This window comes from Streptomyces sp. rh34, assembly GCF_002551245.1.
GTDB lineage: Bacteria > Actinomycetota > Actinomycetes > Streptomycetales > Streptomycetaceae > Streptomyces.
Window position 1 is genome coordinate 1 of record NZ_NTGZ01000065.1, and the last position, 11954, is coordinate 11954.

General features: G+C 72.6%; 13 protein-coding genes and 1 pseudogene. 7 read left to right on the plus strand and 7 right to left on the minus strand.

The window, feature by feature from the left end:
* Nucleotides 1-4: 4 nt before the first annotated feature.
* The 3 genes from CR470_RS14900 to CR470_RS14910 form a co-directional block, all read right to left on the minus strand.
* Nucleotides 5-574, minus strand: a complete 570-nt coding sequence (locus CR470_RS14900) for a hypothetical protein (protein ID WP_097868079.1) — start codon at nucleotides 572-574, stop codon at nucleotides 5-7.
* Nucleotides 575-609: 35 nt separating this feature from the next.
* The gene (locus tag CR470_RS14905) at nucleotides 610-1077 is read right to left on the minus strand and encodes a helix-turn-helix domain-containing protein (RefSeq protein WP_097868080.1); all 468 of its coding nucleotides are present in this window, start codon (nucleotides 1075-1077) and stop codon (nucleotides 610-612) included.
* Nucleotides 1078-1322: 245 nt separating this feature from the next.
* Nucleotides 1323-1925 (minus strand): TetR family transcriptional regulator, encoded by a 603-nt coding sequence (locus CR470_RS14910; protein WP_097868081.1) that lies wholly within the window; start codon nucleotides 1923-1925, stop codon nucleotides 1323-1325.
* A 115-nt stretch (nucleotides 1926-2040) separates the two neighbouring features.
* On the opposite strand from CR470_RS14910, the gene CR470_RS14915 reads away from it, so the two are divergent.
* The 5 genes and pseudogenes from CR470_RS14915 to CR470_RS41145 all read left to right on the plus strand — a co-directional run.
* Nucleotides 2041-2733, plus strand: coding sequence for an SDR family oxidoreductase (locus tag CR470_RS14915; RefSeq protein ID WP_097868082.1), 693 nt, complete (start codon nucleotides 2041-2043; stop codon nucleotides 2731-2733).
* Nucleotides 2734-2792: 59 nt separating this feature from the next.
* A complete protein-coding gene (locus tag CR470_RS14920; RefSeq protein ID WP_257138662.1) occupies nucleotides 2793-3155 on the plus strand; it encodes a hypothetical protein in 363 nt (120 codons plus the stop codon).
* A gap of 69 nt (nucleotides 3156-3224) precedes the next feature.
* Nucleotides 3225-4229: an NADP-dependent oxidoreductase gene (locus CR470_RS14925; protein ID WP_097868109.1), complete on the plus strand. Its 1005-nt coding sequence runs from the start codon at nucleotides 3225-3227 to the stop codon at nucleotides 4227-4229.
* 494 nt (nucleotides 4230-4723) lie between these two features.
* Nucleotides 4724-5710: a peptidoglycan-binding protein gene (locus CR470_RS14935; protein WP_373561412.1), complete on the plus strand. Its 987-nt coding sequence runs from the start codon at nucleotides 4724-4726 to the stop codon at nucleotides 5708-5710.
* Between the two features lie 136 nt (nucleotides 5711-5846).
* Nucleotides 5847-5939 (plus strand): annotated as a pseudogene (locus CR470_RS41145) (HAD family phosphatase); the annotation flags it as partial.
* 21 nt (nucleotides 5940-5960) lie between these two features.
* Here the strand turns inward: CR470_RS41145 and CR470_RS14940 are convergent.
* The gene (locus tag CR470_RS14940; protein WP_097868085.1) at nucleotides 5961-6689 is read right to left on the minus strand and encodes a TetR family transcriptional regulator; all 729 of its coding nucleotides are present in this window, start codon (nucleotides 6687-6689) and stop codon (nucleotides 5961-5963) included.
* Between the two features lie 19 nt (nucleotides 6690-6708).
* Complete coding sequence (locus CR470_RS14945; RefSeq protein ID WP_097868086.1) at nucleotides 6709-7524, minus strand: TetR/AcrR family transcriptional regulator; 816 nt, start codon at nucleotides 7522-7524, stop codon at nucleotides 6709-6711.
* A 141-nt stretch (nucleotides 7525-7665) separates the two neighbouring features.
* On the opposite strand from CR470_RS14945, the gene CR470_RS14950 reads away from it, so the two are divergent.
* The gene (locus tag CR470_RS14950; protein ID WP_097868087.1) at nucleotides 7666-8697 is read left to right on the plus strand and encodes an ATP-binding cassette domain-containing protein; all 1032 of its coding nucleotides are present in this window, start codon (nucleotides 7666-7668) and stop codon (nucleotides 8695-8697) included.
* Nucleotides 8690-9532 carry an ABC transporter permease gene (locus CR470_RS14955; protein ID WP_097868088.1) on the plus strand — a complete coding sequence of 281 codons (843 nt, stop codon included), beginning with the start codon at nucleotides 8690-8692 and terminating at the stop codon, nucleotides 9530-9532. Before CR470_RS14950 ends, CR470_RS14955 begins: the two co-directional genes overlap by 8 nt.
* A 130-nt stretch (nucleotides 9533-9662) precedes the next feature.
* On the opposite strand, the gene CR470_RS14960 is transcribed toward CR470_RS14955, so the two are convergent.
* Both CR470_RS14960 and CR470_RS14965 read right to left on the minus strand, forming a co-directional pair.
* A complete protein-coding gene (locus CR470_RS14960) occupies nucleotides 9663-10916 on the minus strand; it encodes a GNAT family N-acetyltransferase (protein WP_097868089.1) in 1254 nt (417 codons plus the stop codon).
* A 24-nt stretch (nucleotides 10917-10940) separates the two neighbouring features.
* On the minus strand, nucleotides 10941-11939 hold the full coding sequence (locus CR470_RS14965; RefSeq protein ID WP_097868090.1) for an asparaginase: 999 nt from the start codon (nucleotides 11937-11939) through the stop codon (nucleotides 10941-10943).
* Nucleotides 11940-11954 lie beyond the last annotated feature (15 nt).

Sequence of the window (11954 nt, forward strand, 5' to 3'; positions counted from 1 at the left end):
GCCATCAGAGATGTGTATAAGAGACAGTCGTCGCGGCGGGCGCGGGCTTCGTGGCGGCGGGCGCGGGCTTCGTCGCGACGGGCTTGGCGGCGGGCGCGGCCTTGGCCTCGGTCTTCGGCTCCGCCTCGATGACGGTGGCGATCTCGACGATCTCCTCCGCCGCCTCTCCGCGCCAGGTCCGTACGGTCTGCTCGCCGTGCTCGGCGACCTTCTCGTACGTCTCCCGGGCCCTGATCGCGTACTCGGCGGCCACGCCCACACTGCGGAGCGCCAGGTCCTGAGCGCTCTCGCCCAGCTTCTTCAGGTCGGCGGCGTCGAACGAGCCGAACACCTCGGTGACCTTCGCCTGCACGGTGGCCTGGGCCTCCTTGGCCTGCGTGGTCACCTTCTCCTGCACGGCCTTGGGGTCGGTGTTGCGCACGGCGTCGATCCGCTCGGGCGCCTCGGCCCGCAGCTGCTCGATCAGCGCCGGGACCTTGCGCGCCTGCTGCACGGCCAGGTCGGCCGTGCCGGCGGCGAAGTAGAGGGGGGTGGGGTCGGTGAGGGTCTTGCGCAGGTCATCGGTGATGGCCATGACTGTGGTCCTCCCGGATCATCAGAACCAGCTGTTCAGCTGTGAGGGTCTTGGTCTTCGGTGGTGTCCGCACCGGCGTCGTCGCCGTTACGGGGCCCGGCATCGCCGCCCGTGCCGGCGTCGGCTTCCGCTTTCCCGTCCGCGTCGGGCCCGGGGACGAATCCGTTCTCGCGGCGGAAGGAGTCGTAGATCTGCAGCAGCACGTTCTTCTGCCGCTCGTTGATCGACGGATCGGCCAGAATGACCGCCCGCGTCTCCAGCTCCTCCCGCTCCCGCTCGTCGAGGATCCCCGCACGGACGTACAGGGTCTCGGCCGAGATCCGCAGCGCCTTGGCGACCTGCTGGAGCACGTCCGCGCTGGGCTTGCGCAGACCGCGCTCGATCTGGCTGAGATACGGGTTCGACACCCCGGTCGCATCGGCGAGCTGCCGCAGCGAGAGCTGCGCCGCACGGCGCTGTTCCCGCAGGTACTCACCGAGATTGCCGACGTTGAGTGATGCCATGACCCGATAGTGCAACACCCTTGCTAACTTTTGCAAGCACATGCTTGCAAAAGTGTCGCGTGCCACTGGCCGGACCGGATGAGCCTGAGCACGACAGGTGTCGCATTCGCACGACGACTGTCGTAGGAAGCACGGAACCACGCCAGACCGATCAGGCCGCGAGCACGGAAGCCTCGGACTCCGCGTCACCTCGCGGGTGCGACCGGTGCACACACGCCGCGCGGTGCCCGATGCCGGGCCCCCGGTCAGTCGGCTTCCGTCAGGGCCGCGTGCGCGGCGGCGAGGATCTCCTCGGAGAGCGGGGAGCCCTGGGTGGCCCGGGACAGGACCAGAGCACCGACCAGGGTGCACAGCCGGGCGATACCGCCCTCGCCACCACCCTCGCCCACCTCGCCGCTGTCGCCGGCACGCCCCCCGGCAGCCGCGAGAAACGCGGCGAAGCCGGCCACACCCTCCGCGTAGACCCGGCGGACCTCGCGGTCTTCGGGTTCCCGCGCGACATCGGCGGCGAGCGCCGCGACCGGACAGCCGTCCGCCGCGTTGTCGCGGTGTTCCGCGGAGAGGTACCTCTCGATCAGGTCCCGCTGAGCCGCGTCCAGCCGCCCTCCGTACTTCTCGAGCCCGGCCGCACGGCGCCGGGCCTGCTCGTCGAGGGCATGGACGGTGGCCTCGTCGACGAGCGCCTCCTTGGACGCGAACTGCTTGTAGAAGGCGCCGTGGGTCAGCCCGGCCGCCTTCATGAGATCGGCGACACTGACGTGGGTGCCCTGCTCCCGGAACAGTCGCGACGCGGTGTCCACCACCCGCCTGCGATTTTCCTGCGCCTGCGCCTGCGATACGCGGCCCATGGCCACCTCCCATTTGGATGTCGGCTGGCATCTATCGTAGTCCGGTGTTTAGATTGTAGTCGCAATCTAATTGGCGCGGGTGCTCCGACGGCGCCCGCGGAGGACAGGAGCGGACATGGAACTCAAGAACGCGGTCGCGGTCGTCACCGGCGCCAACCGGGGACTCGGACGGCACCTGGCCGCCCAGCTCGTCGAGCACGGTGCGAAGGTCTACGCGGCGGCCCGCCGTCCCGAGACGGTCGACCTGCCGGGCGTCACCCCGCTGCGACTCGACGTGACGGATCAGGAGTCGATACGGGAGGCCGCCCGTATCGCCTCCGACGCGACGCTGCTGATCAACAACGCGGGCGTCTCCACCGGTGCGACGCTGGTCGGCGGCGACCTGGACGAGGTCCGTCGCGAGATGGAGACCAATTTCTTCGGCCCGCTCGCCGCCACCCGGGCCTTCGCCCCCGTCATCGAGGGCAACGGCGGCGGCGCCGTGCTCAACGTCCTGTCCGCCCTGTCCTGGTTCCACCCGGCAGGCCTCGGCTCCTACGCGGCTTCCAAGGCCGCCGCCTGGGCGTTGAGCGACGCGACCCGCGAGGAGCTGGCACCGCGCGGGATCACCGTCTCGGCGCTGCACATCGGTTACATGGACACCGACATGGCCGCAGCCGTGCCCGCCGACCAGAAGGTCGCCGCCGCCGACGTCGCGGCCCAGGCCCTGTACGGCATCGCGACGGGCCGGCCCGAGATCCTCGCCGACGAGACCAGCCGGTACGTCAAGCAGAGCCTGTCCGCGGCACCCCAGCCGAACGCGGGCTGACGCTCACCCCTCCACCACGGCACGACGGCCTTCCAGGCCCCCTTGCGCAAGGACTTCAGGTGGCGGTGGCCTGGGTCCGCGAGCGCGCCGCCCGCTCCGCGGCCACCCTGGTCCCGATCATCGGCCCGCGCGACCTCTCCCAGCTCGACAGCTACCTCGCAGCCCTCGACGTCCAGCTCACCAACGAGCAGTACGCGCGCCTCGACAAGGTCGGCGCCATGCCGCTCGGCGTACCGCACGAGGGCGTCGCGGGCTCGCCGGGACACCTCCAGGGCGGCGACGCGAGCAGCGTCATCGTCCCGGTCGTGCCGGTGGCCCGAGCCCGGAAACACGGCCGACGCAGAGCTCTCCGCGCAGGCACTGGCCGCTGCCGTGCCGACGCGGAGCGCGCGGACCAGAAGACACCACAAACCGTCTCGTAACGAGACAAACCCCTCACCGACAGAACACCCCTCCCGCTTGGACGGGAGACCACACGAACGGAGATGACGATGAAGGCCTTCATGGTCGAGAAGTACGGTGACGCGTCCAACATGCGTGCCGCCGAGATCCCCGTCCCCCAGGTGGGCGCCGACGACGTCCTGGTCAGGATCGACGCGGCGAGTGTCAACCCGCTGGACATGAAGATCCGCGACGGTGACCTCAAGCAGATCCTGCCCTACCGCCTCCCGCTCGTCCTGGGCAACGACCTCGCCGGGACCGTCGTCCGCGTCGGATCGTCCGTCACCCGCTTCGCGGTGGGCGACGAGGTCTACGCGCGGCCCGACAAGGACCGCATCGGCACCTTCGCCGAACACCTCGCCGTCCACCAGGACGACCTCGCCCCCAAGCCCGCCACGCTCACCATGACCGAGGCCGCCTCCCTCCCCCTGGTCGCGCTGACCGCCTGGCAGGCCCTGGTCGAGCGGGCGAACGTCCAGCCGGGCCAGAAGGTCCTCGTCCACGCGGGCGCCGGCGGCCTGGGATCCATCACCATCCAACTGGCCAAGGCACTGGGCGCGCACGTGGCCGCCACCGCGAGCACCGCCAAGGTCGACCTCGTCAAGGACCTCGGCGCGGACGAGGTCATCGACTACCGCACCCAGGACTTCTCCGAACTCCTCACCGGCTACGACCTCGTCCTGGACTCCCTCGGCGGCGAGAATCTCGCCAAGTCCCTGCGCATCCTCAAACCCGGCGGCCTGGCCATCTCCGTCGCGGGCCCGCCCGACCCGGCCACCGCCCGCGAACTCGGCTCGAACCTGGTGCTCCGCCTGGGCATCGCCGCGCTCAGCGCCGGGACCCGGCGCCAGGCCAAGCGTCTCGGTGTCACGTACTCCTTCCTGTTCATGAAGGCCAGTGGCGACCAGCTGCGCGAGCTCACCCCCCTCATCGACGCCGGGAAGATCCGCCCCGTCGTCGACCGGGTCTTCCCCTTCGACGAGACCCTTCAGGCCATGGAGTACGTCGAAAAGGGCCGCGCGCAAGGCGGCAAGGTCGTCGTCTCCATGACGTGAACCCAGGGCAACGGCCCTGCCGACGCCGAGAACGCCGCCCGCCACAACGGGAAGGTCCCGCCCCACGCTCCTTCTCCCACACCAGGACCCGATCACGAACGCACCGTCCAGCTCCCCCACGCCCGCCCGTCGTCGTACAAGAACGCGCCGACCCGCACCGTGTCCGTGCACGACGTGTAAGGGCAGGTCGGGACGGAAGGACGACGACACCGATCCGGCTCAGTCTCGACCAGAAGGTCCTCGGCTACGGGGGCGGCCGTCACCGGCCTCGCCATGCCGCCGGCCGCCGTGGTCATCGGCGCCGTCTCGCTCGGCATGCCGGGCGCGGGTGACGACGTCGCGCGTTGGGCCCTGCCGTGGGCCCCGCCGTGGGCCCGTGGACCCCTGACAGGGCGGCCGACCGGACCTACCGTCTATGCGGGTAGACCCCCGTATCCCGTTACCCCGCTCACCCCGTGCACCCCGTGCGCCCGTCCCGCTTCGAGGGAGACATCATGTGCCGATCCTGTGCGACCACCGCCGCGCCGACCGAAACGCCCGTGGACGCGGAGGGCCTGAACCACGGACTGTCCCGTCGGGGGCTGCTGGCCGGCCTGGGCCTGGGCGTGCTCACCATGAGCCTGTCGGCCGGGACATCCACGGCCACGGCGGCAACGGCAGCGGCCAAGAACGGGGCGTGGGCCAACCCCGCCCTGGGCAGGTTCCCGGCCGGCGGCCACTACGGCGCGCCCAGAGGCAGCGCGTCCCACGCCGGTCAGGACGTCAGCAACTCCACGGGGACCGCGGTCTACGCCGCGGCCGCGGGCACCGTCGTCCGCAGGTCATGGGGCGGGGGGCTGCCGGGCCGGACCGGCAACGCCCTGGTGATCTCGCACGGCAACGGCCAGTACACCTATTACGGACACCTCAACGCCTACCGGGTCGCGCTCAACGCCAGGGTCTCGGCCGGGCAGCGCATCGCCGACATGGGCGCCACCGGCAATGTGACCGGGCCCCACCTGCACTTCGAGACCCACTCGGGACGCCTCGGCGCCACGGTGAACCCGGTCTCCTTCCTCGCCGCCCGGGGTGTGGACCTGTCCGGCGGCTGGTCGAGGATCGACCCGGGCGCGAGCGGCGCCACGGTCGTCGTGATCCAGCACCTGATGAACCAGCGCGGCCACGGGCTGGCCGCCGACGGGCAGTACGGCTCCGTGTCCGTCGAGGCGGTCAAGCGGTTCCAGCGTTCCAAGGGGCTGGCGGCCGACGGCCAGGTCGGACCGGCCACCTGGCCCGCGCTCGTGTACACGCTGCGGCAGGGGGCAAGCGGGTCCCACGTCCGGGCCCTGCAGACCGCGCTCAACAAGCGCAGCGCCCGACTGGCGGTCGACGGTGGGTTCGGTTCCGTCACGACGAGTGCCGTACGCGCCTACCAGAGTGTCAACCGCCTGGTGGTCGACGGCGAGGCGGGCCCGGTGACCTGGCGCGCCCTGACCGGCTGACCGCCTCCGATCGTGGGGCACACGGTGACGCGTGAGGCCCCGCGGGCCGCCCGGAGGGGCGGCTGTGGTCGACCATGAACGGTCCGGCGGCCGTTTATGGTCGACCACGCACCGCTGCAACTGGACGCGGACCTACGCCCTCGGCATGACCGGCGTCCTCTACCGCGAACCGGCCGACCTGCGGAGGGCGTTGGGGCCGTGCGCGGAGCATGCCGGGGTACGCCGGTGAGGGCGCCGCCCCCATGACTCCTCAGCGACGCGGCTGAGGCTCCAGCCCCGTCCGCAGCTGGACGAACGCCTGCTCGGCAGCCCGCACCGCCGGCGCGTGGACCCGGTCCGCGCTCTCCCCCGCGTCGATCCGCCGCCAGTTCTCCAGGGCCAGGATGCGCAGGACGGCGATAATCTGTCCGGCCGCGAGCCGTTCGGGCAGCCCGCCGCCGAGGGCGCGGGCGAGCGCCGCCTCGGCGCGGCCCTGGTAGGCGTACATGCGGGCGACCAGCGACGGCGTTCCGTACAACAGGCGGTGAAACTCCAGCACTTCGGGTACGTCGCAGAGGCCGGTCACCGGGTCGCGCCGGTCGAGGCCGTCGAGGAAGTGGCGGCGCAGGGCTTCCAGGGGGCCTTCGCCGGGAAGCCGTTCGGCGACCACCCGGGCGGACTCGTCCTCGTGGTCGGCGAACCGGTGCAGCACCAGGTCCTCCTTGGCGGGGAAGTACCGGAAGAGCGTCGGTTTGGAGATGTCCGCCGCGGCCGCCACCTCCGCCACGGACACCTTGTCGAAGCCGCGTTCCAGGAACATCGCGATGGCCGCGTCGGAGACCGCCTGATAGGTCAGCCGCTTCTTGCGCTCCCTCAGACCGACCGGCGCCGGGGGCCGCTCCGGCGCCCGGCCGGGGGTTCGCACATCGGACCCGCTCCCGGACCCGCTCCCGGACCCGCTCCCGGGCTCGCCGCCGGCTTTCTCTCCGCTCATGACCATGAAGCGTACGCCCCCGACCTCAAGCGGACTTGACATCGCCGCCCGGGCCGCCGGAGGCGCCGGAGCCGTCGGCCGCCCTGCGGATCAGCGCCTCCACCCCGTCCAGCAGCACGCCCATGCCGAAGGTGAACTCGTAGTCCGCCTCGTCCGGCTCGCTCATGACCCCGGTCTCCAGCTGCCGGGTGATCCCGGGGTGCCGCTCGGGGTCGACGAGCCGTTTGAGGGTGCGTTCGTGGGAGGCCGCCAGCTCCTCGGGCGTGATCCCGCGCGCGGTGACGGCGGCCTTCAGGTCGCTCATCATCAGCGCCTCGCTGCGCACGAAGTTGGAGACCAGCAGGATCACCGACGTCTTGTCGCCCTCGCCGAGACCGCTGCCCCGCAGCGCCTGGAGCCCCTGCTCCCACCACGCGATCGAGTTCGGGGTCGCGGGCGGGCCGCCGATGGGGATCCGGAGCGCCCAGAGGTGGCCGTGGTAGCGCTCGCGCTGCGCGGCCGCCCATTCGGTGAGCGCAGCACGCCAGCCCGCGCCGGTCTCCAGGGCGGACAGGGGCTCCGGCGGGCCGACGGCCGCCTCCTGCATCAGGACGTACAGCTCGTCCTTGGCGGAGACGTACCGGTACAGGGACATCGTGGACGCGCCGAGCTCCTGGGCGACCCGGCCCATCGACACGGCCGCGAGCCCGTCGGCGGCCGCGACGCCCACCGCCGCGGCCACGATCCGCTCCAGGCTCAGGCCGGGCTTCGGCCCCTTGGCCGGGCGGTCCCGCAGCCCCCAGGCCGCCTCCAGGCTGGCCGGCAGATCGCCGCCGCCCGAGCCGCCGTTCTTCTCCGTCACCGCATCCCCTTCGCCCGGCATCCCGGCCATGCCGCCGCCCTGCCGCCGTCACGCCCCGCGCCCCCGTGCGCCTTGACCCCATCCTAGAGATGCGTAATGCTTACGCAATAACGCGTATGTCATACGCAGAAGGAGCCGACCATGAACGGTCCGACCAGAACGACCGGGAGCGGCGGCGGCGACACCGCCGCCGACCACGCCATCGAGGCGTACGGCCTCACCAAGTCCTACGGAAAACCCGCCGTCCGGGTCCTCGACGGCATCGACCTCCAGGTCGGGCGCGGCACCGTCTTCGCCCTGCTCGGGCCGAACGGAGCCGGCAAGACCACCACCGTGCGGATCCTCGCGACGCTGACCGAGGCCGATGCCGGCTCCGCCCGCGTCGCGGGGTACGACGTGGTCGCCGAACGGAGCGCGGTGCGCCGGTCGATCAGCCTCACCGGCCAGTTCGCCGCCGTCGACGAGACCCAGACCGGCGAGGAGAACCTGCGGATGATGGCCCGGCTCACCGGGCTCTCCCGGGCCGACGCCCGACGCCGGACCGGGGAGCTGCTGGAACGCTTCGACCTCACCGCGGCGGCCCGCCGCCCCGTCCGGACCTACTCCGGGGGCATGCGCCGCCGTCTCGACCTGGCCGCCGGGCTCGTCGGCTCACCGGAACCCGGGGTGTTCTTCCTGGACGAGCCGACCACCGGCCTCGACCCGCGCAGCCGCCAGGAACTCTGGGAGGTCGTCCGGCAGCTGGCCGCGAGCGGGGCGACCATCCTGCTCACCACCCAGTACCTGGAGGAGGCCGACCGCCTCGCCGGCCGGATCGCCCTGCTGAACCAGGGCCGGATCGCCGCCGAGGGCACCGCCGCCGTTCTCAAGTCCCGCGTCGGCGGACACCGTCTCGACCTGGTTCTGGCCAGCAGCGAGGCGTACCTCCGGCTGGCCGCGCGGGCCGTCCACCACTCCCCCGAGACCCTGACGCTCGGCATCCCCACCGACGGCTCGGCGGCCCAGGTGCGTGCCCTGCTCGACGAGATCGACCCGACAGGCCGCGAGATCGAACGCTTCAGCCTGCACAGCGCGACCCTCGACGACGTCTTCCTGGAACTGACCTCGAAGGCCTCCAAGGCCTCCAAGGTCTCCAAGGCGCCCACGACTCCGGAGGCATCCGCCCATGTCTGACACCGCCGTTCGGCGCGGAACCCCGGCCCGGCACACCGGCGGGGCCGCGCGGCGCCCCGGCCCCGGCCCCGGCCCCGGTCCGCTCACCCACACCGTCGTCATGGCCGCACGCGCCCTGCGCATCAGCAGCCGCAACACCGACGCCCTGATCACGTCCCTGGCCCTGCCGATCATGCTGATGCTGATCTTCGTCTACTTCTTCGGCGGCGCGATCGACACCGGAACGGACTACGACTCGTACGTCATGTACGTCGTTCCGGGCGTCCTGCTCCTGTCCGCCGGGTTCGGTGCCGCGACCACCGCCACCGCCGTCAGCGAGGACATGAAGGGCGGCATCATCGACCGCTTCCGCTCCCTGGACGTGGGCGGTACGCCGGTGCTGGCCGGGCACGTGGCGGCCAGCACGGTCCGCAATCTCTGCGCCACGGCCCTGGTCTTCGGCGTCGCGCTGCTGATCGGGTTCCGCCCCGCCGCCTCCTGGAGCGGCTGGCTCCTGGTCGGCGTCGTGCTGGTGGCCTACATCGTGGCCCTGTCCTGGATCTCGGCGGCGATCGGCCTGCTGGCCCGGACCCCGGAGGCGGCGAGCGGCTTCACGTTCTTCATGTCGTTCCTGCCCTACCCGAGCAGCGCGTTCGTCCCGACCGAGAACATGCCGGACTGGCTGCACGGCTTCGCCGACCACCAGCCGATCACCCCGGCCATCGAGTCCCTGCGCGGGCTGCTGCTCGGTCAGGACGTGGGCGGCACCCCCTGGATCGCGCTCGCCTGGGCCGCCGGGATGCTCGCCGTGGCGATCGGCGTCTCGGGGACGCTGTTCCGGATCCGGACGCGCTGACCGCCCGCGCAGGAATGCATGACTCCCCGTACCGGGGACGCCTGACCGCCCGTACCGGAGACTCCTGACCGCCCGTACCGGGACCGCGCCGACCGCCCGCCCGCCCCCGGTCAGCGCTCCCCCGAACCGCTCAGAACACGTCCGGGCACCACGGCCGCCGGCCCGCACGGAACACGGCGTCCGCCGTCGTCGCCGCACCCGCCCGCAGCTCCTCGGCCCGGCCCAGGTCCACCAGCCGCCGCACGGACTCGTCGCCCAGATACAGCGTCGCCAACTCGGACACGTCCAGGGCCAGATCGGCGCTCCGGGTGGTCGGGGCACACCCGGCGCCGGACGTCGAGGCGTCCAGCAGGAAGCGGCCCCCGGCCAGCCCCGCGTCGTCCCGCACCTCCAGGACGAGCGACGCCTCGGTGCCGTAGGTCCGGGCCTCCAGGGCGCGCGGCACGTCCAGCATCCGCAGCCACAGCCAGTCCATCTTCGTGATCACCCGGGCCGCGCGGGGGTCGGGAAGCAGCAGCGGGAGCAGGTCGTCGGGGGCCCGGTTGCCGGAGCGGACCGTGGTGACCCAGTCGAGCGAGCAGACGTAGTGCCACAGGGCCCGCTCGGCCGCCGGGTTCAGCGCGATCATGTCCCGTACGGTGGCGGTGTTCTGCGGCTGCCCGGAGTCGCCCCACGTGCCGTCCGTGCCGTACACCATCAGGCCGTCGACCGTGCCGTCGGCGGCGCGGTGCACCACATAGAAGGGCTCGGTCCACTTCTCGTGGTCCGGGCGGGGCCCGACCCCCGTGTGAAGCCGCCACCAGCGCTCCGCGCGCGTGACAGCGCCGGGCTGCCGGGCCGCCAGCCCGGCGTGCACCTCGGGGCCGGTCTTGCGGACGTCCGCGCCGTCCACCATCTCGATCCGGCCACCGCCCGCCGGCTGCCCGGAGCGGCGCGGGTCGAGGCCGGCCCGGAGGACGGAGACCTCCCACTCGGTGTTCCAGGCGGCGGGGCCGAAGCCGTACCGCCCGTAGATCGGGTACTCGGCGGCGATCAGCGAGGCGACCGGCTCGCCGCGCTCCTTGGCCGCCGCCAGGTCCGTCGCCATCATCCGGCTGAGCAGTCCGCGCCGGCGGTGCGTGGGCGTCACCGTGACCGCGGTGATCGCGTCGGCCGCCACGGTGGCCCCGCCGACGACGGTCAGCTCCTGGGCGAACGAGCGGAACGTCGCCACACAGCGCCCGGCGTCGAAGACGCCCTGCGCGCGGGAGAGGTCGACATCGGCGAGCCGGTCCGCGACGAGCTCCTCGCTCGGCCCCCCGCCGGCGGTCAGGAAGCCGGTGCCCACCGCCCTCATCCACTCGGGGAACTCGGACGCGGTGACGGTACGGACATCGAGGCTCATCCCTCCACGCTAGGCATGCGCTCCTCAGAATGTCGCGCGAATTTCCCCGACCTCCGCCGCCCCGCCCATCAGCGGCGAGCGTCCGATCCGGGCGACCACCGGGGCGTCCACGCCCAGCAGCTCAAGGGCGCGGGCCAGCACCGGTCCGAGCGCCCGGACCGACCCGTCGTCGATCTTGAAGGCGAGGGACCGGCCGTCGGCCAGCGCCACCGCCTGGACCGCCTCGGCGCCCATCTTGGAGAGCGTCCCCGGCACCTCGCGCATCAGCCAGGTGTCCGGGCGCCGGGTGCCCGCGACGTACTCCGGGTGGGCGCGCATCGCGTCCGCGACCCGGCGTTCGGCGCTCCCGGGCTCCGCGAGCACAAAGGACCGGAAGGCACGGGCCAGGCCGGTCAGCCCGATCGCCATCAGCGGGGCCCCGCAGCCGTCCGTGCCGAGCTCCGCGACGGGCTCGCCCGCCGCCTCGGCGACGACCTCGCCGACGAGCCGCTGGAGCGGGTGGGCGGGGTCGAGGTAGGTCGCGGTGTCCCAGCCGTTGCGGACGCAGACGGCGAGCATGGCCGCGTGCTTGCCGGAGCAGTTCATCGTGACCCGCTCGCGCACGTTTCCGGCGGCGAGGTAGGCCTCCGCCTCCACCGGGTCCAGCGGCAGGTCCGGCGGGGTCTGGAGGTCGGCCGGGCTCAGCCCGTGCTCGGCGAGCATCTTCCGCGCGAGGTCGAGGTGGAAGGGCTCCCCGGAGTGGCTCGCGGCGGCCAGTGCCAGCCGTTCGTCCGCGAGGTCGAGACCGGCCCGCAGGATCGCGGCGGCCTGCATCGGCTTGTTGGAGGACCGGGGGAAGACCGGCGCCGCCGGATCGCCGATCGCCCGCTCCACGCTGCCGTCGGCGGCCAGCAGGACCAGGGCACCCCGGTGGTGCCCCTCCGTGAACCCGGAGCGCACGACCTCGGCCAGGACGGGCGGGGCGGGGACCGTGGCGGGGGCCGGGGCGGAGGATATGGCGGACGGAACGTCGGTGGACGTCATGGTGGCCTTCCGGGG

Coding starts and splice junctions, on each gene's coding strand:
- CR470_RS14965 (WP_097868090.1), bottom strand. CDS start 11,939: ATGACGTCCACCGACGTTCCGTCCGCCATATCCTCCGCCCCGGCCCCC.
- CR470_RS14900 (WP_097868079.1), bottom strand. CDS start 574: ATGGCCATCACCGATGACCTGCGCAAGACCCTCACCGACCCCACCCCC.
- CR470_RS14935 (WP_373561412.1), top strand. CDS start 4,724: ATGTGCCGATCCTGTGCGACCACCGCCGCGCCGACCGAAACGCCCGTG.
- CR470_RS14925 (WP_097868109.1), top strand. CDS start 3,225: ATGAAGGCCTTCATGGTCGAGAAGTACGGTGACGCGTCCAACATGCGT.
- CR470_RS14910 (WP_097868081.1), bottom strand. CDS start 1,925: ATGGGCCGCGTATCGCAGGCGCAGGCGCAGGAAAATCGCAGGCGGGTG.
- CR470_RS14950 (WP_097868087.1), top strand. CDS start 7,666: ATGAACGGTCCGACCAGAACGACCGGGAGCGGCGGCGGCGACACCGCC.
- CR470_RS14905 (WP_097868080.1), bottom strand. CDS start 1,077: ATGGCATCACTCAACGTCGGCAATCTCGGTGAGTACCTGCGGGAACAG.
- CR470_RS14960 (WP_097868089.1), bottom strand. CDS start 10,916: ATGAGCCTCGATGTCCGTACCGTCACCGCGTCCGAGTTCCCCGAGTGG.
- CR470_RS14955 (WP_097868088.1), top strand. CDS start 8,690: ATGTCTGACACCGCCGTTCGGCGCGGAACCCCGGCCCGGCACACCGGC.
- CR470_RS14915 (WP_097868082.1), top strand. CDS start 2,041: ATGGAACTCAAGAACGCGGTCGCGGTCGTCACCGGCGCCAACCGGGGA.
- CR470_RS14940 (WP_097868085.1), bottom strand. CDS start 6,689: ATGGTCATGAGCGGAGAGAAAGCCGGCGGCGAGCCCGGGAGCGGGTCC.